The organism is Rubrivirga sp. S365, from assembly GCF_032248475.1.
Lineage (GTDB): Bacteria > Bacteroidota > Rhodothermia > Rhodothermales > Rubricoccaceae > Rubrivirga > Rubrivirga litoralis.
The window spans coordinates 2,081,799-2,106,399 of record NZ_JAVTTN010000001.1; the positions used below are offsets into that span (position 1 = coordinate 2,081,799).

The window sequence follows — 24,601 nt, forward strand, 5'->3', positions numbered from 1 at the left end:
GCGGGCGGGGCGGCCGCCGCGGGTAGGCGTCGGGCGGGGCGGGGTGGTACCATCGGGTCCGTCCCCGAGCCCGCCTGCGCCGTGCCCACCCCGCCCCTGTTCGCCGCCGGGTACTCGTCCCTCCCCGCCCGCCCCCTCGGCTCCGACGAGGTGGCTGCGCTCGTCGCGCGGGCGTCGGCGGCCAACCGGCGGACCGGCGTGACGGGGCAGCTCCTGATGATCGAGGGCGACGGCCACGTCGTCCGCTACGCGCAGTGGGTGGAGGGGCCGCAGGACGTGGTCCTCGACCTGCTCACGCGGATCTCGAACGACGCCCGCCACTACGACGTCCGCCTGTCGTTCGTCGGCCCGGTCGCCGAGCGGCGGTTCCCGGCGTGGTCCATGCGCGAGCGGCGCGTCCCGCGCGAGGCGCTCGACCGCGCCCGCCTGTGGACTCCCGAAGCCTCGAACCTCCCGGTCCGCGACGCCGCGTTCGACGTGGTAGACTAGAGGGAGGTACGGGGAGGTACGGGGTGCTCGGTACGAGGTACGCGCGCCGAGGTCAGATCGAGCCGTACCTCGTACTCGGTATCCCGTACCCACCCGAAGGGCGTTCTGGAGTCCGTGCGGCGGTGGGTCGGTTCGTCAGCGGGGCGGGGTGGCGCATCGACCATCCGGTCCCGCACAACGTCCTGAACCACTGCGCGCCGTTCCCAAACGGCCCCCACCCCGCCCTCGGTGGGCGGGGCGGGGTGGAGGGCGGTGCGGCTACAGGTCGGCCGGCTCGGCCGGGTACACGTTGTCCGTCCGGTCGACGTCCGGGAGGAACTGGCCGGGGTCGATCTCGACGCGCGCCACCTCGCCCGGGGCGAACCGGAGGGCCGCCGTCGTGGCGCCCGAGAGCCACGTCTCCACGGGCACCGTCTGGTCCTCGACGCGGCCGTCGGCGTAGGTCACGCGGACCGGGGCCGGCATGGGCGCGCGGCCCTGGTCCTCGACCGTCACCACGACCGCCCCGCCCTCGCTCTGGACCGAGGCGACGGCCTGGTCGACGGTCCAGGTGTCGAAGAGCGTCGGCGTCCAGGCCCAGTCGAGGTCTTCGCCGAGCCGGTTCTCGACCGTGTTGAAAAAGTCGTACGGGTAGGCGTGCTTGTACTCCCAGCGGCGGGCGTACTCGCGGTAGGCGTCGTAGAAGGCGGGCTCGCCGTAGAGCCCGCGGAGCGCGTGGAGGAGCACGGCCGGCGTCGAGTAGCTGGCGACCACGCGCGCCCCGCCTTGGACGGCGTCGACCTCGCGCGTGCCGCCGCCGATGGGGAACAAGTCGTTGTGGCGCATCGGCGCGACGGCCTCGCCGGTGCCGGCGAGCGCGTAGTGCGACTGCCGGGCGCGGTCCCAGGCGTCGATGGCGGGGCGGGCCTCGGACGACCCGTCGAAGAAGGCGGCCACGCCCTCGTTCGTGTCGAACGACGTGAGCCCCTCGTCCATCCAGGTGTACGCCTTCTCGTTGGTCCCCACGATCATCGGGAACCACATGTGGCCGATCTCATGGTAGGTGACGCCGAAGAGCGACGGCGCCGAGCGGTCGCCGCCGATGAGCGTCATCATGGGGTACTCCATGCCGCCCGTGATGACGCCCTCGACGGCCGTCATGTGGGGCCACGGGTAGGGGAAGATGAGGTCCGAGAGGTGCTCGATCGAGAACCGCGAAAACTCGGCCGACCGCTCCCACGGGGCCTCCATCGGCCGCTCGCCGGCGGGGCGGTAGAGGGCGTTGATGAGGACGGCCTCGTCGTCGCCGTCGCCGTCCTGGTCCACGTCCGCGTGCGTGGCGTCCCAGACGTAAGCGTCCGACGTCGCGAGCGCCACGTCGCGGACACGGTCGGCCTCGAACCGCCACACGAGCCGGCCGTCGGTGCCCGGCTGCGTGGCGCGGCCGCGCTCGTCCTCGGTGATCACGTGGACGACATCGTCGGACGTCAGCGCCTCGGCGAGCCGCCCGCGCGTCTGCTCGGTGAGGACCTCGTCGGCGTTCGCGAGGCGGCCGGTGCCCCACGCGAGCCACCCCGCCGGCACGTCGAAGTCGACCGCGTAGCGGCCGAAGTCCATGTAGTGCTCGCCGTTGCCCAGGTAGGGGTCGGTGTGCCAGCCCATGACGTCGTCGTAGACGGCGACCTGCGGGTACCAGTAGCCGATGTAGGTGACCTCGCCGTCGGTGCCCTGGCGGTACGTGCCCGTCGCCGGCGGGACGGGGTAGCTCCAGGCCACGTCGAGCGCGACGCTGTCGCCCGGCGCGAGCGGGGCGGGGAGGCCCAGCGTGAGGACGGTCCCGTTGACGGCGTAGGTGCCGGGCTCGACCGAGCCGCTGTAGCTCCCCGGCGTCTCGGCGACCGTCACGTCGCGGAGGTCCGCCCCGCCCACGGCGAGGCGCGAGAGCGCGAGCCCGCCGGTCACGGCGACCGGCCGGTTCCGCGGCACGCCCGGCGCGTGGACGTTCTGGCGCAGCTTGAGGACGAGGTACGGGAGCGCGTCGGGCGAGTTGTTGTGGTAGGTGATCGTGCCCGTGGCGACGAGCGTCTGCGTTGCCTCGTCGAGCCGGGCGTCGATGTCGTAGTCGGCCCCGTTCTGCCAGTAGTTCGGGCCGGGCGCGCCCGTCGGCGACCGCGTCCCGTTGGCGACGGCGCGCTCGAACTGGGGCGGCGGCGTCACCGGGTACGGGAGCACGCGCTGGGCGGCGGCGGGGAGCGCGGCGCCCAGCGCGAGGGCGGCGAGGACGGTCAGGCGGAGGGGCATCGACAAAGTCTGCGGTGGGCGTGGCGGAACGGGCGGGGCGGGGAGGTTAGCGCCGGCGGCCGCCCCGCCCCGCCTGCGGACGCCGGCCGTCGGTGGAGAGGCCGTGGAGACGCCCCGCCCCGCCCCGCCCGCGTGGGCGCGCAGGGCGGGGCGGCGTACCTTGGCGGGGCCTGCCCGAGTGGCGGAATTGGTAGACGCGCACGATTCAGGGTCGTGTTCCCTCACGGGAGTGCTGGTTCGATTCCAGTCTCGGGCACCCTCCGAAACCCCCTTTTCTCTGCGGAAAAGGGGGTTTCTGCGTTCGCGTCGACCCGGCGCCCCCTGGGCCGTAGGGCGGGGCGGTCGCAAGAGGGCGCGCGCTAACCGCCCCGCCCGCGCGGTGGGGCGGGGGGGCTAGCGGACGCCCGGCGGCGCCGGCTCCTCCACGCCGCCGTTCGCGACGACGACCGGGGCGCCGGGGGCGGGCGGGGCGGTCAGCCGCTTTTCGGCGTCGGGCACCGTGAACAGCTCGGCCGGGTCTTCGACCGGGTCCGGCTCCAGGAGCACGTCGAGCGCTTCGGTAATCCGCTTGACGTAGTGGACCTCCAGGCCCTCGACGGCCTCGTCCTTGATCTCCTCCACGTCCTTCCTGTTCTTCTCCGGCAGGACCACGCACGAGAGCCCAGCGCGGCGCGCGGCGAGCACCTTCTCCTTGATCCCGCCGACCGGCAGCACGAGCCCGCGCAGCGTGATCTCGCCCGTCATCGCGAGGTCGTGGCGCACGCAGCGGCGCGTGTAGATCGACGCCAGCGCCGCCGTCATCGCCACGCCCGCGCTCGGGCCGTCCTTGGGGATGGCGCCGGCCGGGACGTGGACGTGGAGGTCCCAGTAGCGGAACGCGTCGGCCGGGATGCCCAACTCGTCGGCGTGCGCCCTCACCCACGACGAGGCTGCCTGCGCGCTCTCGCGCATCACGTCGCCCAGCTTGCCCGTCAGCGTCATCCGGCCCGAGCCGCGGCTCACCGACGCCTCCACGAACAGGATGTCGCCGCCGACCGGCGTCCACGCCAGGCCCGTCGCCACGCCCGGGACCTCGGTCCGCTCGGCGGCGTCGTTGAAGTGCTTCCGCGCGCCGAGGAAGCCCGGCACGTCGTCGGCCGCCACGTCGCCCCGCTCGGCGTCGCCGACCGCGACCGTCTTGGCCACGCCGCGCACGACCGACCCGATCGTCCGCTCCAGCTGCCGGACCCCGCTCTCGCGCGTGTAGCCCTCGATGAGCAGCAGCAGCGCGTCTTCGGTGATCGTGAACTGGTCCTCGCGCAGCCCGTTCTGCTCCAGCTGCCGCGGCACGAGGTAGCGCCGGGCGATCGCCAGCTTCTCAGACGGCGTGTAGCCGTTGATCTCGATGATCTCCATCCGGTCCCGGAGCGGGGCGGGGATGGAGTCGAGGTAGTTGGCCGTCGCGATAAAGAGGACGCGGCTGAGGTCGTAGTCCAGCTCGAGGTAGTGGTCGTTGAACGTGTCGTTCTGCTCCGGGTCCAGGACTTCGAGGAGCGCTGACGACGGGTCGCCGCGGAAGTCAGTCCCCAGCTTGTCGACCTCGTCGAGCATGAACACGGGGTTCGAGGTGCCGGCCTTGCGGAGCCCCTGGACGATGCGGCCCGGGAGCGCGCCGATGTAGGTCCGCCGGTGGCCGCGGATCTCGGCCTCGTCGCGGACGCCGCCGAGCGAGATCCGGTGGAACTCACGGCCCAGCGCCCGCGCGATCGACTTGCCCAGCGACGTCTTGCCCACGCCGGGCGGCCCGTAGAAGGCGAGGATCGGGGCCTTCATGTCGCCCTTCAGCTTGAGGACGGCGAGGTACTCCAGGATGCGCTTTTTGACGTCGTCCAGGCCGTAGTGGTCTTCGTCCAGGACCTTCTCAGCGCGGCCGAGGTCGAGCTTGTCCTCGGACGTGTGGTCCCACGGGAGGTCGAGGATGGTCTCGGCGTAGTTGCGGACGACGCCGTACTCGGGGCTCGCCGGGTTCGTCCGCGCCAGCTTCGTGAGCTCCTTCTCCAGCGTCTCGACGACGTCGTCGGGGAGGTCGGGGAGCCGCTCGTCCATCTTGTCGCGGAGCTCGTCGGCCTCACGGCTCGACCCCTCGGCCTCGCCCAACTCGTCCTGGATGGTCTTGAGCTGCTGGCGCAGGAAGAACTCCCGCTGCTGCTGGTCGACGTCGGTTTTTACTTTCGACCGGATCTCTTCCGAGATCTCCAGCACGCGGATCTCTTGCTCCAGGTGGTCGAGCACGAGCTGCGAGCGGTCGAGGAGCGGGCGCGTCTCGAGCAGCTCCTGCTTTTTGGCCACGTCGATCTGGAGGTTCGACGCGATAAAGTGGACGAGGAAGCCGGGGCTCTCGATGTTCTGGATCGCGTAGGCGGCCTCGGACGGGAGGTTCGGCGACAGGTTTACGATCTGGACCGCGAGCTCCTTCACCGACCGGATGCGGGCGTCGAGCTCGGCCGGATCGTCCCCGTCCGTCTCGGGCTCCTCGACGGCGCGCACGCGGGCTTCGAGGTACGGGTCGAGCTGGGTGTACTCCTCGACCTCGATCCGCCGCTGGCCCTGGATCACGATCGACACCGACCCGTCCGGCATCTTGATAAGCTTGAGGATGGTCGCCGCCGTCCCCATGCGGTAGAGGTCGTCCGGCCCCGGGTTCTCGACCTCGGCCCGCTTCTGGGCCACGACGCCGACGAGCCGCTCGCCGGCGTAGGCGTCCTTGACCAGCTTCAGCGTCGCGTCGCGGCCGACGGTGATGGGGAGGACGACGCCCGGGTAGAGGACCGTGTTGCGGAGCGTGAGGACGGGGAGCGTCTCCGGGAGGTCGGCCTCGTGCATCTGGCGCTCCTCGTCGGGCGTCAGGAGCGGGATGGACTGCTCGGGGTCGCCGGCGAGGCGGTACGGGCGGGGCGGGGTCATGCGGTGTGAGCCGTGGGGGCGGGGGGGAGGGCGGCGGAGCCCGATCTGTAAACTCGCGTGCGCCCGATGGTGTCCCGCCCCGCCCGGTTTCTCCTGCCCCGCCCCTCAGGAGGCTCCGGAGCAGGGTGCCGCGGCGGAGGCGCCGCGGCTCGGCGGCGTTGCCCGGCGGCGTTCCATGCAACGCCGCGACGGTGGCCGCCCCGCCCACGGTGTGGGGCGGGGTGGTGCATCTTGCGCCCGCGGCCCCCCGACCGCCCCGCCCCCCACCCCGCCCATGCGCGCGCTCCGACCGTCCGACCTGCTCGTCCCCGTCCTCTGGGGCGGGCTCGGCGCGCTGCTCGCCGGGCTCGCGGTCGGGCGGAGCGGGGCGGGCGCCGCGTGGGGCGTCGGCGTCGGGCTCGCCGCGTGGGCGGCGGTCGTCGCGTGGACGCTCCGGCGCCCGCTCCGCCGGCTCCGCCTGGCCCGGCGGCCGTTCCCCCCCGACGACCGCGCGTGGCTCGAAGCGCACGTGGCGGTCTACGCCGCGCTCGACCGTACGGCCCGACCGCGCTTCGAGCGCGACGTGACATGGCTCCGGGACGGGCTCACGTTCGAGGGCGCGGGCGGGGTGGTCCCCGACGACCGGCTCCGCCTCATGGTGGCGGCCGGCGCCGCGGTGCTCCTCCACGGGCACCCGGACTGGGAGATCCCGACTGAGCGGACCGTGCTCCTGGTGCCGGACACGTTCGACGAGGCGTACGGCGACGAGGAGCCGGGCCTCTACGACGGGATGGTCCACTCGCAGGGGCCGATCGTGCTCTCGGTGCGGGCCGTGGAGGACGGCTGGGCGCGGCGCGACGGCTACAACGTGGTGCTCCACGAGCTGGCCCACGTGTTCGACTTCGAGGGCTGGGAGGCCGACGGCGCGCCGTCGTTCCTCGACCCGCGCTCGGCCGACGCCTGGCGCGACCTCGTCCGCCGCGAGATGCGCCGGGCCGAGCGCGGCGACGGCGTCCTCCGCTCGTACGCGGCGACGGCGCCGGCCGAGCTGTTCGCGGTCGCGACGGAGCAGTTTTTCGAGCGCCCGGCGCGGCTCCGCAACCGGCACCCCGAGCTGTTCGACGCGCTCGTCGCCTTCTACAACGCCACCCCGCCCGACGAGGACGCGCCGGACGCGGACGGCAGCCTCATGGCGCGGCGGTGGCGGTAAGCGCGCGCGGCGCGCGGGAACTGGGAACGAGGAACTGGGAAATGGGCAGAGCGCCGCCCCGCCCGCTCAGCCTTGGCGATACCGCCCCGCCCCGCCGCTCGGGCGGGGTGGCCGGGCGTTCCGCGGCCTTGGCGCCGCGTGCGACGCCAGTTTCAAGTCGGGCGGGGTGGGAGACTGCGGGGACCACCGCCCCGCCCCAGCCCGCCATTCGCGCCGCCGCGCATGGGGGCGGGGCGGCCAGCCAGCCGCGCCACCCCGCCCCTCTGCCCGTTCCTCTTTCCCAGTTCCTAGCGAGTGCAGCGAGCTCCCTACCCCCGGTGCGCCTTGCGGATGGCGGCGTCGAGGGCGTCGAGCTGGAACGGCTTTTTTACGACCGCCGCCACGTCCTCGCTGTCGGCGGCCGCGTCGGTGTCGCCGGTCAGGAGGAGGACCGGGAGGCCCTCGTACCGCTCGCGGATGATCGAGGCCAGCTCGCGCCCGCTCATCTCGGGCATCGAGAGGTCCGTGACCACGACGTCGAACGGCGGCTCCGCCGCGAGCACGTCGAGCGCGGCCGGTCCGCCGTCGGCGTCCTCGACCTCGTGGCCCCGCATCCGCAGCAGCTTCGTCGTCACGGTCCGCACCATGGGCTCGTCGTCGACGACGAGCAGGCGGAGGCCGGCGCCGTCCTCGGCCGGGGCCACCTCGCGCGGCGTGACCGGGGCGGGGTGGCTCGCCGCGAACGGGAACACGAGGCGGAAGACCGTGCCGCGCCCGGGCGCGCTCTCGACGTCGATCCGCCCGCTGTGCTCCTGGACGATCCCCTGGCTCATCGTGAGGCCCATGCCCGACCCGGCCGAGCCCTTCGTGGTGTAGAGCGGCTCGAAGATGCGCTTGCGGATGGTCTCGGTCATGCCCACGCCCGTGTCGCCGACCGTGACCTCGGCCGCGCGCGTGTCGCGGCGCCGGGTCGTGAGCGTGAGCGTGCCCCCGGCCGGCATGGCCTGGACCGCGTTGAGGACGAGGTTCACGAGCACCTCGCGGAGCTCGGTCGGCGTGCCCAGGATGGGCGGGACCGGGCGGAGGTCGCGGCGGACCTCGATGGCGATCCCCCGCCGCCGCGGCTCGTTGTACCAGTACGGCCGGGTCAGCGTGAGGACCTCCTCGGCGATCTCGTGGAGCGCGATGGGCTCGGCCCGCTCGTCCTTCTCGTTGCGGATGTACTGCTGGATCTTGCGGACGAGCGCGGCCCCGTCCTTGGCCGCCCGCTCCAGCATCTTCAGGTGGGCCACCGGCTCCACCCCGCTCTCCAGCCGCGCGAGGTCGCTCCGCAGGAGCTCGGCGTGGCCGAGGACGGTCGTGAGCAGGTTGTTGAAGTCGTGGGCGACGCCCATCGCCATGCGCCCGAGCATCTCCATCCGCCGCCGCCGCGTCTGCTCGGCGGCCCACGACGCCGGCTCCCGGAGGACCTCGCCGGTCAGCGACACCGGGTAGCGGCCGGGCTCGATGTCGGGGAGCCGGACGGGCAGGAAGTGGAGGAGGACGGGGACGGGGATGTCGGAGCCCGGCGCGTCGAGCAGGAACACCTGGTGCGAGACGGGCAGCCCGCGCGCGGCGTCGGCCGTGTACTCCTGCGCGAACCGGGCGTCCTCGGGCGGCAGCCGCCCCCAGAGCTCGTCGTCGCCGAAGACCTCGCGCCACGGCTCGTTGCAGTCGAGGAGCTCGCCGGCCGCCGTGCTCACGGCCGAGAGCAGGTCGCTGGCGACGAAGGGGAAGGTGGTGGTTTCCATGCGCTCAAATTACGCCGCCCCGCCCCGCCCCCGGGGATGTCAGGCCATCCCCAGGGGTCGCGTCGGGGCGGGGTGGACCGGCCCGCACGACCGCCCCGCCGTGCGGCGAGGGCGGGGCGGCCGCCGTGCCCCGTCTAGCTCCCGGTGCCGGCCTTCTCGTACGCCTCGATAATGTCTTTGACCAGCTTGTGGCGGACGACGTCCTCCTTCGAGAAGTCGACGAACGCGATGCCGTCGACGCCCTCCAGGATGGACCGGGCCTGGACGAGCCCGGACTGCGCGCGGGCGGGGAGGTCGGTCTGCGTCGCGTCGCCGGTGACGATGGCGCGGCTGCCGGCGCCGAGCCGCGTGAGGAACATCTTCATCTGGCCCCCGGTCGCGTTCTGGGCCTCGTCGAGGATGACGAACGACGTGTTGAGCGTCCGGCCGCGCATGTAGGCCAGCGGCACGATCTCGACGATGTTGCGCTCGAGGTACGACCGGAGCTTCTCCGAATCGATCATGTCCTCGAGCGCGTCGTAGAGCGGGCGGAGGTACGGGTCGACCTTGTCGCGGAACCCGCCGGGCAGGAACCCCAGGCTCTCCCCGGCTTCGACGGCCGGCCGCGTGAGCACGATCTTCTTGACCTGCCGGCTCTTGAGCGCGCTGACGGCGAGGGCGACCGCCGTGTACGTCTTGCCCGTCCCGGCCGGGCCGACGGCGAACGCGATGTCCGACTGCCGGGCGCTCTCGACGAGCCGGGCCTGCCCGGGCGTCTTGGCCTTGATGGTCCCGCCCTGCGGCGTGAACAGGATGGCGTCCTGGCCGCCCCGCCGCTGGAGGCCGGTGCCCACGCGGGCGAGGTCGAGGATCGTGTCGACGTCGTTCTCGGTCAGGTTGCCGTTCCGGTTCAGGATGACCACGAGCTCGCCGATGACGCGCTCGATCTGGTCGACCTGGTCGGACGGCCCCTTCAGCTTGAGGCGGTCGCCGCGGGCGACGAGGCGTGTGTCGGCGAAGGCCGCCTCGATGCGGCGGAGGTAGACGTCGTTGAACCCGAACAGCAGGAGCGGCTCGGCGCCGCTGATCTCAATCGTGCGTTCGACGGACTCGGGGGACTCGGCCAAGCGTGCGGGGGCGGGGTGGGCTCGGGCAACGCGCGCGGCGCGGCGCGGTTCGGGCGGGGCGGGAGGGCGGGCACCGGCGGTCGGGGATCGGCGTAGGCCGCCGCATGAGCACCCCGCCCCGCCCCGCCCTCGTCGTCCCGTTCACGAAGATGGACGGGGCCGGAAACGACTTCGTCGTCGTCGACAACCGCTTCCTCCGGTTTTCAGAGGACGAGCTGGCCGCGCTCGCCCGGCGCGTCTGCCCGCGCCGCGGCGGCGTCGGCGCCGACGGGCTCCTGGCGCTGGAGGAGCCGGACGCCGAGGGCGCCCACTTCCGCATGCGCTACCGGAACGCCGACGGGTCGCTCGCGACCATGTGCGGGAACGGCGCCCGCTGCCTCGCCCGGTTCGCCGCCCGCGCCGGCCTGGGCGAGCCGGCCGGCGACGAGGGCGGGGCGGCGGCCGAGGACGAGGGCGGGGCGGTCGCGCTCGTGTTCGACACCGACGGCGGCCGCGTCCGCGCCGTCGTGCCCGCCCCGCGCCTCGCCTCGGGCGAGGTGACGATCACGCTCCCCCCGCCCCGCGACTTCGGCCCGACCGGGCTCCGCGACGGGCCGACGCCGAAGTCCAGCCGCGTCTACCGGGTCTGGACGGGGACCGAGCACGCCGTCGTGTTCGTCGGCGACCTCGACCGCGAGGACGTCGCGGCGACCGGCGGGCGGCTCCGGTGGGACCACGCGTTCCGCCCGGCCGGCACCAACGTCGACTTCGTGCAGGTCACGGGCGCCGACCGCCTCGCTGCGCGGACGTTCGAGAAGGGCGTCGAGGGCGAGACGCTCGCGTGCGGGACGGGCGCGCTCGCCGCCGCCGTCGTCGCGGCCCTTACCGACCAGCTCGACCGCCCCGCCCCCGACGGCACGGGCGGGGCGGGGCGGTACCGTGTCGCCGTCGACATGCCGGGCGGGACGCTCACGGTCGCGTTCCGCCTGGACGGCGGCGAGGTCTCGGACCTCACGCTGTCGGGGCCGGCCGACACGGCGTACGAGGGCACGCTGGAGTGGCGGGGCGGGGCGGTCAGCGACGGTCCGGGCGGGGCGGTGTGACGCGGCGGTCGGGCGGGGCGGCTTCTGTCGTACCGCATCCGTCTCTCACGCCGCCCCGCCCGGGTCCGCCGCCATGTGACTCGCCCTCGTCCTCGGTTTGCTCGTCGCCGCCGCTCCGGTCGGCGCCCAGGTCTCGTCTCCCGGCTGCCCCGGCCCGGGGCCGTCCGTCGCCGGCGAGACCACGCGGGCGCTCCAGGAGCGCCACCGCGGGCTCCTCTCGCGGCTCTACTCGATCGGCGGCGTCGCCGTCGGCCCCGAGGTGGGGGCGGGGGGGGTGCTCCAGGCGGCCACGTTCGAGGGCGGCTACCAGTTCGACAGCGGCGACGCGCTCGCCTTCGTCGGCTCGGCCGGCGTGCCGGCCTTCCGCGACCCCGTCGCGGGCACGTTCGACGCGGGCGGGGCCACGACGAGCGTCGGCCTCCAATACGTCGCCGGGCTCGGCCGATTCGTGCCGGCGTCGGCCCTCGCGCGCCGGTCCGAGCTCGGCGTCGGCCTCGCCGCGTCGGCGGTCGGGGAGAGCGGGGGCGTGGTCGCCCAGGTCGCCCCGCGCGTCGTCGTCCCCCTGGCGTCGTTCCTGAGCCTCCCGCTCGGCGTCCAGATTAGCCAGCCGCTCGGCGGCTACGAGGGCGCGCGCACGTTCGTGGGGCTGAGCGTCGGGCTCCGCACGCAGTACGTGCCCCCGAGCCGGCGCGTCCTTGACTGCGACCGCACGGGGCTGCCGCGGCGGTAGCGCGGGCGGGGCCGCTACGCCTCTACCTCCTCGCCCGCGCCCGGCCGCTTCGGCGTGCCCAGCGCGCCGGCGAGGACCGTGATGGCGACGGCCATCGAGAGCACGAGGACCCAGGGCAGCGCCGGCCGCACGGCGCCGGGCAGGCGGAGGCCGGCGAGCACGTCGAGGAGCACGAGCGCGAGGGCGACCGCGAAGACCGCCCCGCTCCAGGTCAGCGCGCGGCGGAGGGCGGGGGGGAGCGGCGGCGGCGCGGCCATCGGCGGGGGGAGAAACGCGGGGCGGGGCGGCAGTACCGCGCGCCGGGGGGACGGCGTTCCCCGTGGGGCGGGGAATGGGGCGCGCGGCGTCCCGTGCCGCCCCGCCCAACGCGAGGCACCCGTAGGGACACGACTCGTCGTGTCCGGGGCGGGCGGGGTGGTCACGGTCAGCATGCCGCTGTCCCGAGGCGGCGGCAGTTCCCCTCCTGGACACCGCGCAGCGTCGGCGCAGCCAGGAGGGGCTAGGGGTGGTGGACGACGCGGGCGGGGCGGTCCTGGATGTCGCCGCCCCGCCCATAGCGCGGGCGGGGTGGCCTGCCTGCAATGCGGACACCACGCGTGGTGTCCCTACGAAACCCGCCCCGCCCGCGTGTCCGCCCCGCCCACGGGCGACCGCCGGTCGCCCCTACGGCACCGCCCCGCCCTCGCGCTCTGCGGGCGGGGTGGCACATCCCGCTGCCCGCGTCTCACCCCGTCCTCACCGGAGCGCGCCGCCCCGCCCCGTAGCTTCCCCCGCGCTCCGGCCGCTCGGGCTGGCCCTGATCTACCGACCTACCGACCCACTGGCTATGTGGTCCGACTCCCTCCTCGACACGATCGGCAACACGCCGCTCGTCCGGTTCCAGACGCTCGGGGCCGACCTGCCCTGCACGCTGCTCGCCAAGGTCGAGTTTTTTAACCCGGGCGGGTCCGTCAAGGACCGGATCGCGGTCGCCATGATCGAGGACGCCGAGGCCAAGGGGCTCCTCCGGCCCGGCGGCACGATCGTCGAGGGCACGAGCGGCAACACGGGCGCGGGCCTCGCGATCGCCGGGATCGCCAAGGGCTACCGCTGCATCTTCACGACGACCGACAAGCAGAGCCCCGAGAAGGTCGACGTGCTCCGCGCGCTCGGCGCCGAGGTCGTCGTGTGCCCCACGAACGTGGCGCCCGACGACCCCCGCTCGTACTACTCGGTCGCCGAACGGCTCTCCAACGAGATCCCCGGCGCGTTCTACCCCAACCAGTACGACCACCCCGCCAACGCCGAGGCCCACTACCGGACGACCGGGCCGGAGCTGTGGGACCAGACCGACGGCCGCATCACGCACTTCGTCTGCGGAGCTGGCACGGGCGGCACGATCTCGGGCACGACGCGCTTCCTCAAGGAAAAGAACCCCGACTTGAAGACGGTCGGCGTCGACCCGTACGGGAGCGTCTACCACGCCTACTTCCACACGGGCGAGTTCAAGGAGTCCGAGATCTACCCGTACGCGACCGAGGGCGTCGGCGAGGACATCCTGGCGGGCAACATGGACTTCGAGATCGTCGACGACTACGTCCAGGTCGACGACGGTACCTCGATGCGGATGACGCGGCGGCTCGCCCGCGAGGAAGGGATGTTCGTCGGGCAGTCGTGCGGGATGGCCGTCGCCGGCGCGCTCGACTGGCTGGACGCCCACCGCGACGAACTGACCGAGGACGACATCGTCGTCGTGCTCCTCCCCGACAGCGGGTTCCGCTACCTCTCCAAAACGTACAACGACGAGTGGATGCGGCGGAACGGGTTCCTCCAGGAGCCCGCCGCCCTCACGCTCGACGGCGTGCTCGCGGCCCGCAAGCGGCTGGACCCCGTCATCGCCGTCGCGCCGACCGCCCCGCTCTCCGAGGCGATTGGCGTGATGACGGAGTACGGGATCAGCCAGGTCCCGGTCATCGAGGGCGGGGCGGTCGTCGGGTCGCTCTCCGAGCGCGGCGTGCTCGACCGGCTCCTGTCCGACCCCGACGCCCGCGAGCACGCGGTCCGCGACGTGATGGGCGACCCGCTCCCGGTCGTCGACCGGACGGTCCCGCTCGACCGGCTGACGGCCACGCTCGACGGCGCGAGCGCGGTTCTCGTCGCCGACGACGCGCCCGCGGGCGCCGGCGCGCCGGCGTTCCACATCGTCACCCGGAGCGACCTCATCTCCGCGCTCGCCCAAGCGGGCCGCGGCTGAGAGACCGGAGGATGAGGAGGCGAGGGACGAACAGGCCGATCCCCCTCCCGCGTCTCTCCGCCCCGCCCTCTCTCCCTCATCCCTCCCCGCCATGGAACCCGACACGCCAAACCCCCCGTCGCTCTCGATCGAGCTGGCTGAGGAGGTCGCCGAGGGCATTTATTCGAACCTCGTGATGATCTCCCACAGCCCGGAGGAGTTCGTCCTCGACTTCATCCGCGTGATGCCGGGAGTCCCCAAGGCGCGCGTAAAGAGCCGCATCGTCGTCACGCCAGGCCACGCCAAGCGCCTGCTGGCGGCGCTCGCCGACAACGTCCAGCGCTACGAGGCCCAGTACGGCGAGGTCGCCGACGTCCACCCCGAGCCGCAGGTGCGGTTTACGCCCCCGAGCGGGGAGGCGTAGCCGAAAGGCCCCGCCCCGCCCCGCCGCTTTGGCGGCATCGGGGGCGGGGCGGTCTCATGCCGCGACCGCCCCGCCCGACCGCGCGGTCGGGGCGGGGCGCACCCCGAGCGCCGCGTTCAGCCGCCGCTCGGCCTCGGCCGCCGCGCCGGGGCGGCCCGCGTCGAGGGCGGGGCGGAGCGCGCGGACGGTCGCTACGAGCGGCCCGCGCCGCGCGCACACGCGCCAGAGCGGGGCGGTCAGCCACTCGCCCTCACGCCAGAGCGTCCGGTTGCGGGGCTCGACTGACAGCGCGACGAGGAGGACCGGCGCCCCGGCCTCGGCGGCGACCTCGAAAGCGCCGCGGCGGAGCGGGAGCACGCCCGGGCCGGGCGACGTCCGCCCCTCGGGCGCCAGCGCGACCGGGACCGGCGACGAGGCGACCGCCTCGCGGAGCGCCGCGCGTGCCCGCTCGCGGCTCTCGCCCCGCCCGCGGTCGAGGTAGAGCGTCCCCAGCGCCGTCGCCATCGGGCCGACGAGCGGGAGCCGGCGGACGCCGGCCGCGGCCAGGAACCGGAGCGGGCGGACGGCCAGCAGCGCGAGCGGGTCGAGAAACGAGGGGTGGCTGAAAAAGACGAACCCGCGATGCGCCTGGAGCGCCGCCCCGCCCTCGACGCGCAGCCGCACGCCCATCGCCCCCAGGAGCGCCCGCGCGACGCCGACGGCCGCCCACTCGCTCGGCGCCGCCCCGCCCGGCCGCCCCGGCAAGCAGGCGGCGGCGAGGACTGCGACGGCGCCGACGACGAGCACCGCACCCACGGCGGCGACGCGGAGCACGCCGAGCACGGCGGCCGCGACGCTCGGGCGGGGCGGGCACGGAGCGGGCGGGGCGGGGGAAAGGTCCATGCCCCCAAGGTCGGCCGCCCCGCCCGCGACTCCCTGGTGCGGGCGGACTATCCGGGGCGGGGCGGGGGGACTACCGGCCGCCCCGCCCGAACGTGGCTCCGGAGCGGGACGCGGGCGGGGTGGAGTATCGTGTGGCGGTGGCGAGAGCCCCGGCGTGCCGCGCCCCGCCCCGCAACGTCCTGCCGTCCGCACCGGAACCGCCGAGCCATGACCGCCCGCCGACTGCCGTCGCCCCTGTGGTTCGCCGCCCCGCTCCTTGCCGTCTACGCCGCGGCGTTCGTCGTCCTGGAGGTTCTGCCGAGGGCGGACGACGCCGGGGCCGTCGCGGCGGGGCTGACCGTCGACCTCGTCGTCCTCGTCCCGGCCCTCTACTACGCCGTCCTCGTGCGGGGGCGGGGCTGGCCCACCGTGACGGTCGCCCCGATGGCCCTCGTCAGCTACGGGGCGGCGTCGGCGCTCGTCCCGCCGGAGCACCACGCGCTCCTCAGTGCGCTCGGGTACGTGCTCCCCGCCGTCGAGCTCGCGCTCGTGGGGTACGTCGGCTACAAGGCGTGGGGCGTCATCCGCGCGAAGCGGGAGGTGGACGCGGCCGGAGGCGACGTCTACGACCGCCTCCGCGAGACGCTGCGGGACGCGTTCGACGTGCCGGCCGTCGCGGGCGCGCTCGCATACGAAGTCGCGCTCCTGCACTACGCCTTCGCGGTCCGGCCGGCCGAGCCCCCAGAGCACGGGGTCGCGTACCACCGCCGGGGCGGGTACGGCGCGGTCGTCGCCGCCGTGCTCATGGCCGCCGCGCTCGAACTCGTCGGCGTCCACTTCCTGTTGCGGTCGTGGAGTGAGACGGCAGCGCTCGTGCACCTCGCACTCTCGCTCTACGGCGTCGTTTGGATCGTCGGGGACTACCGGGCCATGCGGCGGCGCCCGCACGAGCTCCGCGCCGACGGGCTCCGCCTGCGGTGCGGGCTCCGTTGGGACGTCGAAGTGCCGTGGGGCGCCGTCTTGTCGGTTCGCAAGACGCGGCGGCCGGCGCCGGGCGACGACTACCTCAGCACAGTCCCCGTCGGCGACACCGGCTACCTCGTCGAGCTCCGCGCGCCGGTCCGCGCGACCGGCCCCTATGGAATCACGCGGGACGTCCGCCGCATCGGGCTCGTCGTGGACGAGCCGGCGGCGTTCGAGGAGCGCCTTCGGGAGTGCGGGGTGGACGTCGAAGCGTGATCGGGCGGGGCGGCGCCCCTGCAGCCCGCTCCACCGCCCCGCCCCCAGGCGTCGGCAGCAGAGCGCCCGCCCCGCCCGCGAGACCGCGGCCGCCGAGGGCGGGGTGGTGAGCGGCGCGACCGTGAGGTGGGCCGCCGCCCCGCCCTACCGGTTCGCCCGCACGAACAGCCACGCCGCGACGCCCGCGAACAGCACGTGCGGCGCCCACGCCGCCACGACCGGCGCGATCTCCTGCACGTATCCCAGCGGCTCGATCGTCTTCTGGAGCGAGAGGTAGAGGAACGCCACGCCCAGCCCCAGCGCCAGCTGCGCCGCCTGCCCGCCCCGCCGCCGCTGCGCCGCGAGCGGCACGCCGATGAGGACCAGGATGAGGTTGGCGAACGGGTACGACACCTTCGAGTAGTAGCCCACGAGCGGCCGCCCGCGCTCCGTGACGCCGGCCCGCTCCAGCGAGCGGACGTAGGCCCGCGCCTCCGGCAGCGTCAGGCGGTCCGCGTCGCGCTCGGCCTGCGCGAGGTCGCGCGGGAGCACGGTGAGCGCCGTGTCCAGCGTCGCGGCCGTGCGGAACCGCTCCGCCCCGCCCCGGAACTCGCGGAGCACCACGTCGCGGGCGTGCCACGTGCCCAGCGAGTCGTCGTAGGTCATCTCCGCCGCGTCGAACCGCGCGCCGACGCCGCCCTCGGCCGAATCGGCGACCGTGACCAGCGAGACGCCGAACGCGCGGCCCTGGTCGCGGTCGAAGTAGGTCGCCGTGAGGACCACGCCCGGGCTCGCCTGCCGGTACACCTCGGCCCCGCCCCGCCCCTCGGGCGCGTCGCGGTAGTACTCGTTCTGGAACGCGTGGACGATGGCCGTGGCCCGCGGCACGACCCACCCGTTAAAGGCCAGCATCACCGCCGTCACGGCCACGCCGACGACGACGAACGGGCGCATGTACCGCCCCAGCGACACGCCGGCCATGTGGAGCGCCGTCAGCTGCATCGACTGCGCCAGCCGCGCCGTCACGTAGATGGCGGCCAGAAACAGGGCCAGCGGGCTCGTCAGGCGGACGATCTCGGGGACGTAGTGGAGGTAGTACGTCCCGAACACCTGCCCCCACGTCGCCCCGCGGTCGATAAAGTCGTCGACGTACTCGGCCAGGTCGAGCACGACGAACGTGGCGACGAGGAGCGCGAGCAGGAGCGCCGTCGCGGCGACGAACCGCCGGAGCACGTGCCAGTCGAATCGGGTCATGCGGGCGGGGCGGGGGAGGAGGAGAGAGGAGGAAAAGAGGCGAGGAGAGGAAAAGAGGAGAGCCGCCTCTTCTCCTCTATGCCTCTCCTCTTCTTCTCTCGCCCCGCTCTCCTGGGGCGGGGCGGTCTGAAGATCGGGTGAGGGGGCGCCCGTAGCACCGTCTCCGCCCCGCCCGCGGGCCTCGTGCGGAACGGGCGGGGCTAGCTTGGCGTGCCCAGAGCCCGCCCACCCCCTCACCCGCCCCGCCCGATGAAAGTCCACGAGTACCAGGCCAAGGAGATCCTCGACCAGCACGGCGTCGCCGTCCAGCGCGGCATCGTCGCCGACACCGTCGAGGAGGCCGTCGCCGCCGCCGAGACCATGAAGAAGGACGGCGTCGACCAGTTCGTGGTCAAGGCGCAGATCCACGCCGGCGGGCGCGGCAAGGGCGGCGGCGTCAAGTTCTCCGAGTCCGTCGACGACGTGCGCGAGAACGCCGAGGCCATCCTCGGCATGACGCTCAAGACGCCGCAGACGGGGCCGGAGGGGCAACTCGTCAAGAAGATCCTCGTCACGGCCGCCGAGGACATCGCCCACGAGTACTACCTCGGCGTGACGCTCGACCGCGCGAAGGGCCAGGACGTCATCATGGCCTCGACCGAGGGCGGGGTGGAGATCGAGGAGGTGGCCGAGGCCACGCCCGACAAGATCGTCAAGGTCTGGGTCGACCCGGCCGTCGGGATCCGCCCGTATCAGGCCAACCAGGTCGCCTTCGCGCTGGGCTTCGAGGGCCAGGCGCTCAAGGACGCCCGCAAGTTCGTGACGGCGCTCTACAAGGCCTACCGCGCCTCGGACGCGACGATCGCCGAGATCAACCCGCTCGTCAAGACCGACGACGGCCGCGTAGTCGCGCTCGACGCCAAGATCGACCTGGACGACAACGCCCTCTTCCGCCACCCCGACCTCGCCGACATGCGCGACGAGGCCGAGGAGGACCCGCTCGAGGTCGAGGCCGGCAAGCACAACCTGAACTACGTCAAGCTCGACGGCAACGTGGGCTGCATGGTCAACGGCGCCGGGCTGGCGATGGGGACGATGGACCTCATCAAGCTCGCGGGCGGCGAGCCGGCCAACTTCCTCGACGTCGGCGGCACGGCCAACGCCGAGACGGTCGAGGCCGGGTTCCGCATCATCCTCTCGGACCCGAACGTGAAGGCCATCCTGGTCAACATCTTCGGCGGCATCGTCCGGGGCGACCGCGTCGCGCGCGGCGTCGTCGAGGCGGCCCGAAACATCGACCTCACGGTCCCGCTCATCGTCCGTCTCCAGGGCACGAATGCCGAGGAGGGCATGCAAATCCTCAAGGAGAGCGGCCTGCCGATCGAGAGCGCGATCCGCCTCCAGGAGGCCGCCGACAAGGTGACGGCCGCCTTGGAGGGATGAGTGAGGGACAGAGGGATGGAGGGATGGGCAGAGGCTCCTCGTCCTCCCATCCCACATCCCCCACCCCGCCCGCGGTCCAGGTCGACGATGTCGTCAAGCGCTACGGCGACGTCGTGGCGGTCGGCGGCGTCTCGCTCGACGTGGCGCCGGGCTCGTTCGTGTCGCTGCTCGGGCCGTCGGGGTGCGGGAAGACGACGCTGCTCCGGCTCGTCGGCGGGTTCGAGACGCCCGACGCCGGCGCCGTCCGCATGAGCGGGGCGGACGTCACGCGGCGCCCGCCGCAGGCCCGGCCGACGGCCATGGTGTTCCAGTCGTACGCCCTCTTCCCGACCATGACGGTCGGCGAGAACGTGGCGTACGGGCTCCGCGTGACGGGCACCAAAAAGGCCGAGGCCCGCGAGCGGGCGGGGCGGGCGTTGAGGCGGGTCGACCTGGGCGGGCTGGACGACCGGCCCGTCGCGGCGCTCTCGGGCGGTCAGCAGCAGCGGGTGGCGCTCGCGCGCGCGATCGCCGTCGAGCCCGAAGTCCTCCTATTCGATGAGCCGCTCTCGAACCTCGACGCCGCTCTCCGCGAGGCCACGCGCGCCGAGGTCAAGGCGCTCCAATCCGACCTGGGCACGACGAGCCTGTGGGTCACGCACGACCAGGCCGAGGCGCTCGCCTTGAGCGACCGCGTCGCGCTCATGCGGGCGGGGCGCGTCGTGGGCGAGGGCGCGCCCGAAGACCTCTACGCCGCGCCGCCGACGGCCTACGCCGCCCGCTTCCTCGGCCGCGCGAACGTCGTCCGCGGCGCGCTCGCCGAGCGGCTGGCCGGGCAGCCCGCCCCGCCCGGGCACGCGCTCGCCGTGCGCCCCGAGGGATTGGCCGTCGCCGCGGGCGGGGCGGAGGGCGCCGTGCCCGCGCGGCTCGTCGCGCGCCAGTTCCTGGGCCACGCGTCGGAGTGGGAGGTCGAGGTGGACGCGGGCGACGCGCCCGTGCGCCTCCGCCTGTGGACCGACCCCGGGCGGGCCGTCCCCGCCGACCTCGCCGTCCGCGCCGCGTCTCCGCGCTGGGTGCCGGACGACGAGGGCAGGTAGAGCAGGTAGGGCAGGTAGAGCAGGTAGAGCAGGTAGAGCAGGTAGAGCAGGTAGAGCAGGTAGAGCAGGTAGAGCAGGTAGAGCAGGTAGAGCAGGTAGAGCAGGGGGCGGGGCGGGCATGGAAAGGTTCCGGCCGTTTCCCGCCCCGCCCGGTGGCGCGCGCGGGGCGGGGTGGGCATCTTGCTCTCCCGCTCTCCCGCTCTCCCGCTCTCCCGCTCTCCCGCTCTCCCGCTCTCCCGCTCTCCACCCCGCCCCCATGACCGACCCCGGCGCGCTCGTCCTGCGCGACACCCTCGACGGCCTCACGCCCGGCCGCATCGCCACCCTGTACCGCCGCGCGCCGCTCCTGCGCAAGACGGACAACCCCGAGGCGCTCCGGCGCTCGTTCGAGAACTCGAGCCTCGTGCTCTCGCTGTGGGAGGCCGACCGGCTCGTCGGGCTCGCCCGCGTGCTCACCGACGGTGAGCAGATGTCGTACCTGTGCGACCTCGCCGTCGAGCCCGACCTCCAGGGCAGCGGCGTGGGCAAGCGCCTCGTGGACGAGGTTCTGGAGCGGTGCAAGGGGACCGAGCTCGTGCTCCGCGACTCGGACATCTCGGCCGGGTTCTACGAACGGCTCGGGTTCGAGCACGTCGAGAACGCGTGGGTGCGGAAGGCATGACCGACGCCGCACTCTGGACCCTCGACGCCGTTCGCAAGACGCGCGCGTCGCTCCTCGACGCCGTCGACGGGCTGCCGCCCGAGGCGTGGCTCGTGGTCCCCGACGGGTTCTCCAACAACGTGCTGTGGAACGTGGGCCACGTCGCCGTCACGGCCGAGCTGCTGACCTACGGGCTCGCCGGCCTCGACCTGCCCGCCCCGCCCGCGGCCGTCGCCGCGTTCCGCAAGGGGACCTCGCCCTCAGACTGGTCCGCCCCGCCCGACATCGGCGCCACGCGCCGCCTGTTCCTCGACGGCGTCGACCGCCTGGAGGCCGACGTCCGGGCGGGGCGGTTCGACGGCGCGCCGTTCCGGTCCTACACGACCACGCCCGGCGTCACGCTCTCGGGTCTGCCCGAGGCGCTCGCGTTCAACGTGTACCACGAGGGGCTCCACGCGGGCACCGTCCTCGCCCTGCGCAAGCACGTCGGCTAGCAGACCGCCCCGCCCGACGTGGGCGGGGCGGGTACGGACGGGCCGGCGGCTCTAGCGGTCGACGGGCGGCTTGAGGAGGCCGTCGCCGATCCGGCCCTTCTTGCCGAAGACGGTGTCGAGCACGCTCTCCTTGGCCAGGAACGCCGTGATGCCGCCGATGAGCAGGTCGCCCAGGAGCCGGCGCGTGGTGGAGAACTTGAAGAGCCCGGTGACCACGCCGAGCGCGGCCCGGAACACCAGTCCGGTCACCTTGAACAGGAGGGGGACGACGAGGAGCGCGCCGAGGAACCCGAGGGCGACTTCGAGGAGGGAGCGGGTGGTAGCGTTCGAGGCCATGACGAGGGAGAGGGGAGAGGGAGCGGTACGTACTCGGGGCGGGGCGGGGCGTTTCCCGGAGGGGGCAAAGCGAGCGGTCGCAGGGCCAAGAAAATGGTCGGGCCGGCGGACCCGGGCGAGCGGACCGGGCGCGGCCACCCCGCCCACGAACGGCGGGCGGGGCGGTCGGCGTCGGCTGTGCCCGCTAGTCGTCTGCGCCCTCCGCGCCCTCCGCCCCGCCCGCGAACTCGTCGGCGAGCGCTGCGAACTCGGCCTCGAACGCCTCGGCGAGGGCGGACGGGTCCGGGGCGTAGGCGGCGTCCGCCCCGACGCCCACGCGGACGGTCCCGTTCATGCTGAAGATGCTGATGCCGAGCCCGATGTCGCCGGCCTGCGGGACCCAGAACATGATGGTCTCGACGGGGACGCCCAGCAGGTGCAGCGTCTCGGTCGGCCCCGGCACGTTCGTCATGACCGCCGAGGCCTTCTCCGAAAACATCTTGACGACCTGCCGGTGCACCCACCCCGGCGCCCGCCCGATCGTCTGGAGGATGCCGTAGACCACCATGGGCTCGGCCGAGCGCTTGATGGCGTCCATCCGCTCCTTCGTCAGGCGGAGCCGCTCGCGGGCCGAGGCCGTGCCCACGGGGAGGAGCACGAACACGAGCCCGAACGAGTTGCCCAGCTCGTGCGCCCGGTCGAGCGCGCGGACGTTGAAGGGGACGGCCGCCCGGACCTCGACGCCGTCGACCGGCTCGCCCCGCCCGGCGAAGTAGCGCCGGAGGCCGCCGGCCGCCGCCGACATCAGCACGTCGTTGACCTTGGCCCCGAGCGCGTCGCCGACGGCCTTGACGCGGTCGAGCGAGATGGGACCCGTCCACGCCGCCCGCTTCGTCGGCGTCGTGGAGCCCTTGAACACCGTTTCGGAGTCCGGTCGCATGGCGAGGAGGCCGGCGACGGCCTGCGCCCCGGCCCCCGCCGTCTGCACGCGGTCGGCGAGGTGCGACGGGCTCGTGACGAGGTCGAGCACCTCGTGGCCGGCTTCCTTCAGAGTCCCCGCGACGCGCGCGACGGCCGACGCCCGCGGCCGGCGGGGCGGGGCGGCCTCCCCGGCGTGGTGCTCGTCGGCCGCGTGGAGGAGCACGTGCATGAGCGCGATGCCGTCGCCGATCACGTGGTGGAGCCGGCCGATGATCGCGCTGCCCACCGCCCCGCCCGCGGTCTGGACGCCGTGGACGAGGTGGAACGTCCACGGCGGGCAGTCGAAGGCGAGCGGCGTGCTCATGAGCCGGCTCACGAGCGCCTCCAGCCCGGCCTGTCCGCCCGGGGCGGGGAGGCCGACCTCGATCACGTGCCGGTCGAGGTCGAACGCCTCGTCGGGCACCCACGTCGGGCTCGACGAGCCCGGCGCGTCGATCCGCATGCGGAAGCGGTCGAACCCGAGCAGCCGCTCCTCGACCCACCGCCGCAGCGTGTCGACGGACATCTCGGCGCCCAGGCCGAGCACGCCGGTCACGGTCATCGGGTTCGTCGGGCTCTCCATGCGGAGCCAGGCGGCGTCGGCGGTCGAGACGGGGCGCGGGCGCATGGGCGGGGCGGGGGAGGGGCGAATGTTACCGACGGGGCGGGGGAAGCGGCGGGAGCAGGTAGAGCGGCGAGGGCAGGTAGAGCGTCCGCCCGCCCCGCTCGCGTGCGAGGACGGGGTGGGAGCCGCGCGTGGAGGAGCAGAAAGGGACTTGACCCGCCCCGCCCTCGCCGACACGTTGCTCTACCTGCTCTACCTGCTCTACCTGCTCTACCTGCTCTACCTGCTCTACCTGCTCTACCTGCTCTACCTGCTCTACCTGCTCTACCTGCTCTACCTGCTCTACCTGCTCTACCTGCCCGCTACCCCTCCGCCACCGCAAGCTGCCCGCACGCCGCGTCGATGTCCTGGCCCCGGCTCCGCCGCACCGTCACGCGCACGCCCCGCCCGACGAGCGTGCGGATGAAGCCGTCCAGCCGCTCCTCCGACGACGGCGCGAAGTCCGTGCCCTCGACCGGGTTGTACATGATGAGGTTGACCTTCGAGGGCGCCCACGCGGCCACGCGCGCGAGGCGGCGGGCGTCGGCGTCCGAGTCGTTCGTGCCGGCGAACATGCAGTACTCGTACGTCACCGGCCGGCCCGTGCGCGCGTGGTAGTGGCGGACGGCGTCCTCCAGCGCCGAGAGGTCCGTCTTCTCGGAGCGGTTGACGGGCATGATCGCGCTCCGCTGCGGGTCCGTCGGCGCGTGGAGGCTGATGGCGAGGCCCACGGGCGGGGCGGTGCCCTCGGCCTGGTCGTCGGCCAGCTGGCGGATGCGCCGCGCGAGGCCGACGGTCGAGACGGTGATCCGCTTCGGCGAGAGCCCCAGCCCGGAGCAGATGAGGCCGGTGCTGGCGACGACGGCGCGGTAGTTCTGGAGCGGCTCGCCCATGCCCATGTAGACCACGTTCGAGACGCCCCGCCCCCACGTCTCCTGCGCGACGGCCTCCATCGCGTGGACTTGGCCCGCGATCTGGCCCGCCGTCAGGTTCTCCTGGAAGCCCATGAGCCCGGTCGCGCAGAACGTGCACCCCATCGCGCACCCGACCTGCGACGACACGCAGACCGTCAGCCGCCGCGCGCGGCCGTCCGGGTGGAGGTCGGGGATGAGGACGGTCTCGACGTGGCGGCCCGAGGGCAGCCGGAACAGGCTCTTGATGGTCCCGTCGGTCGCCTGCTGCCGGCGGGCCTCGACGAGCGTCCCGATGGCGGCGGCCTCCTCCAGCCGCTCGCGGAAGGCGGCCGGCAGGTCGGTCATGTCGGCGAACGACCGCGCGCCCTTCTCATGGACCCACTTGAACAGCTGCCGCCCGCGGAAGCGCGGCTCGCCCATCTCGACGGCGAGCGCTTCGAGCGCGTCCTGGTCGAGCGCGCGGAGGTCGGGGCGGGGCGAACCTGAGGGGCGGGGCGTAGACATACGCCAAGAAACGACGGCGCCCCCGGCCTCGCCTGCCGCCCCGCCCAACGCGCCGTGAATCCGGGCGGGGCAGGAGCCGCCCCGCCCCGACGCGCCGCCCCGCCCGCCCCGCACT

The 24,601-nt window shown here is 74.0% G+C and carries 21 protein-coding genes and 1 tRNA gene; 12 read left to right on the forward strand and 10 right to left on the reverse strand.

Annotated features, from left to right (window positions below):
* Positions 1-81: 81 nt before the first annotated feature.
* Complete coding sequence (locus RQM47_RS08965) at positions 82-489, forward strand: BLUF domain-containing protein (RefSeq protein WP_311664528.1); 408 nt, start codon at positions 82-84, stop codon at positions 487-489.
* A gap of 258 nt (positions 490-747) precedes the next feature.
* Here the strand turns inward: RQM47_RS08965 and RQM47_RS08970 are convergent, their stop codons facing one another.
* Positions 748-2,769: a M1 family metallopeptidase gene (locus RQM47_RS08970; protein ID WP_311664526.1), complete on the reverse strand. Its 2,022-nt coding sequence runs from the start codon at positions 2,767-2,769 to the stop codon at positions 748-750.
* A gap of 172 nt (positions 2,770-2,941) precedes the next feature.
* On the opposite strand from RQM47_RS08970, the gene RQM47_RS08975 reads away from it, so the two are divergent.
* Positions 2,942-3,025: transfer RNA gene (locus RQM47_RS08975), tRNA-Leu, on the forward strand.
* 137 nt (positions 3,026-3,162) lie between these two features.
* On the opposite strand, the gene lon is transcribed toward RQM47_RS08975, so the two are convergent.
* Positions 3,163-5,712 (reverse strand): endopeptidase La, encoded by a 2,550-nt coding sequence (lon, locus tag RQM47_RS08980; protein WP_314008568.1) that lies wholly within the window; start codon positions 5,710-5,712, stop codon positions 3,163-3,165.
* 274 nt (positions 5,713-5,986) lie between these two features.
* Between lon and RQM47_RS08985 the strand changes: the two genes are divergently transcribed.
* A complete protein-coding gene (locus tag RQM47_RS08985; protein ID WP_314008571.1) occupies positions 5,987-6,901 on the forward strand; it encodes a M90 family metallopeptidase in 915 nt (304 codons plus the stop codon).
* A 308-nt stretch (positions 6,902-7,209) separates the two neighbouring features.
* Here the strand turns inward: RQM47_RS08985 and RQM47_RS08990 are convergent, their stop codons facing one another.
* Both RQM47_RS08990 and RQM47_RS08995 read right to left on the reverse strand, forming a co-directional pair.
* The gene (locus RQM47_RS08990) at positions 7,210-8,670 is read right to left on the reverse strand and encodes an ATP-binding protein (protein ID WP_314008573.1); all 1,461 of its coding nucleotides are present in this window, start codon (positions 8,668-8,670) and stop codon (positions 7,210-7,212) included.
* Positions 8,671-8,804: 134 nt separating this feature from the next.
* Positions 8,805-9,776, reverse strand: a complete 972-nt coding sequence (locus RQM47_RS08995) for a PhoH family protein (RefSeq protein WP_311665508.1) — start codon at positions 9,774-9,776, stop codon at positions 8,805-8,807.
* 104 nt (positions 9,777-9,880) lie between these two features.
* Here RQM47_RS08995 and dapF point away from each other — a divergent pair, with 104 nt between their 5' ends.
* Together dapF and RQM47_RS09005 are read left to right on the forward strand one after the other, a co-directional pair.
* Positions 9,881-10,858, forward strand: coding sequence for a diaminopimelate epimerase (gene dapF / locus RQM47_RS09000; protein ID WP_311665506.1), 978 nt, complete (start codon positions 9,881-9,883; stop codon positions 10,856-10,858).
* Between the two features lie 97 nt (positions 10,859-10,955).
* Positions 10,956-11,588 carry a hypothetical protein gene (locus RQM47_RS09005; protein ID WP_311665504.1) on the forward strand — a complete coding sequence of 211 codons (633 nt, stop codon included), beginning with the start codon at positions 10,956-10,958 and terminating at the stop codon, positions 11,586-11,588.
* Between the two features lie 14 nt (positions 11,589-11,602).
* On the opposite strand, the gene RQM47_RS09010 is transcribed toward RQM47_RS09005, so the two are convergent.
* A complete protein-coding gene (locus tag RQM47_RS09010; RefSeq protein WP_311665502.1) occupies positions 11,603-11,845 on the reverse strand; it encodes a hypothetical protein in 243 nt (80 codons plus the stop codon).
* 569 nt (positions 11,846-12,414) lie between these two features.
* On the opposite strand from RQM47_RS09010, the gene RQM47_RS09015 reads away from it, so the two are divergent.
* Complete coding sequence (locus tag RQM47_RS09015) at positions 12,415-13,821, forward strand: cystathionine beta-synthase (RefSeq protein WP_311665500.1); 1,407 nt, start codon at positions 12,415-12,417, stop codon at positions 13,819-13,821.
* A gap of 91 nt (positions 13,822-13,912) precedes the next feature.
* Entirely contained in the window at positions 13,913-14,224 is a 312-nt protein-coding gene (locus tag RQM47_RS09020) for a DUF3467 domain-containing protein (RefSeq protein ID WP_311665498.1), read from the forward strand.
* Between the two features lie 54 nt (positions 14,225-14,278).
* On the opposite strand, the gene RQM47_RS09025 is transcribed toward RQM47_RS09020, so the two are convergent.
* Positions 14,279-15,106, reverse strand: a complete 828-nt coding sequence (locus RQM47_RS09025; protein ID WP_311665496.1) for a lysophospholipid acyltransferase family protein — start codon at positions 15,104-15,106, stop codon at positions 14,279-14,281.
* Positions 15,107-15,313: 207 nt separating this feature from the next.
* On the opposite strand from RQM47_RS09025, the gene RQM47_RS09030 reads away from it, so the two are divergent.
* Positions 15,314-16,324 (forward strand): hypothetical protein, encoded by a 1,011-nt coding sequence (locus tag RQM47_RS09030; protein ID WP_311665494.1) that lies wholly within the window; start codon positions 15,314-15,316, stop codon positions 16,322-16,324.
* Positions 16,325-16,468: 144 nt separating this feature from the next.
* Here the strand turns inward: RQM47_RS09030 and RQM47_RS09035 are convergent, their stop codons facing one another.
* On the reverse strand, positions 16,469-17,557 hold the full coding sequence (locus tag RQM47_RS09035) for an LptF/LptG family permease (protein WP_311665492.1): 1,089 nt from the start codon (positions 17,555-17,557) through the stop codon (positions 16,469-16,471).
* A 249-nt stretch (positions 17,558-17,806) separates the two neighbouring features.
* Here RQM47_RS09035 and sucC point away from each other — a divergent pair, with 249 nt between their 5' ends.
* The 4 genes from sucC (at position 17,807) to RQM47_RS09055 (ending at position 21,189) form a co-directional block, all read left to right on the forward strand.
* Positions 17,807-18,979: an ADP-forming succinate--CoA ligase subunit beta gene (gene sucC, locus RQM47_RS09040; protein WP_311665490.1), complete on the forward strand. Its 1,173-nt coding sequence runs from the start codon at positions 17,807-17,809 to the stop codon at positions 18,977-18,979.
* Positions 18,976-20,055 carry an ABC transporter ATP-binding protein gene (locus tag RQM47_RS09045; RefSeq protein ID WP_314008576.1) on the forward strand — a complete coding sequence of 360 codons (1,080 nt, stop codon included), beginning with the start codon at positions 18,976-18,978 and terminating at the stop codon, positions 20,053-20,055. Before sucC ends, RQM47_RS09045 begins: the two co-directional genes overlap by 4 nt.
* Positions 20,056-20,311: 256 nt before the next feature.
* Positions 20,312-20,716: a GNAT family N-acetyltransferase gene (locus RQM47_RS09050; protein WP_311663835.1), complete on the forward strand. Its 405-nt coding sequence runs from the start codon at positions 20,312-20,314 to the stop codon at positions 20,714-20,716.
* Positions 20,713-21,189: a DinB family protein gene (locus tag RQM47_RS09055; protein WP_314008579.1), complete on the forward strand. Its 477-nt coding sequence runs from the start codon at positions 20,713-20,715 to the stop codon at positions 21,187-21,189. The genes RQM47_RS09050 and RQM47_RS09055 overlap by 4 nt, the downstream gene beginning before the upstream one ends.
* Positions 21,190-21,240: 51 nt before the next feature.
* Here RQM47_RS09055 and RQM47_RS09060 read toward each other — a convergent pair whose 3' ends face one another.
* The 3 genes from RQM47_RS09060 to rlmN all read right to left on the reverse strand — a co-directional run bounded on the left by RQM47_RS09060 (position 21,241) and on the right by rlmN (position 24,486).
* Positions 21,241-21,525 (reverse strand): hypothetical protein, encoded by a 285-nt coding sequence (locus tag RQM47_RS09060; protein ID WP_311663839.1) that lies wholly within the window; start codon positions 21,523-21,525, stop codon positions 21,241-21,243.
* 184 nt (positions 21,526-21,709) lie between these two features.
* Positions 21,710-23,092: a wax ester/triacylglycerol synthase family O-acyltransferase gene (locus RQM47_RS09065; protein ID WP_314008581.1), complete on the reverse strand. Its 1,383-nt coding sequence runs from the start codon at positions 23,090-23,092 to the stop codon at positions 21,710-21,712.
* 299 nt (positions 23,093-23,391) lie between these two features.
* Positions 23,392-24,486: a 23S rRNA (adenine(2503)-C(2))-methyltransferase RlmN gene (gene rlmN, locus RQM47_RS09070; protein WP_311663843.1), complete on the reverse strand. Its 1,095-nt coding sequence runs from the start codon at positions 24,484-24,486 to the stop codon at positions 23,392-23,394.
* Positions 24,487-24,601 lie beyond the last annotated feature (115 nt).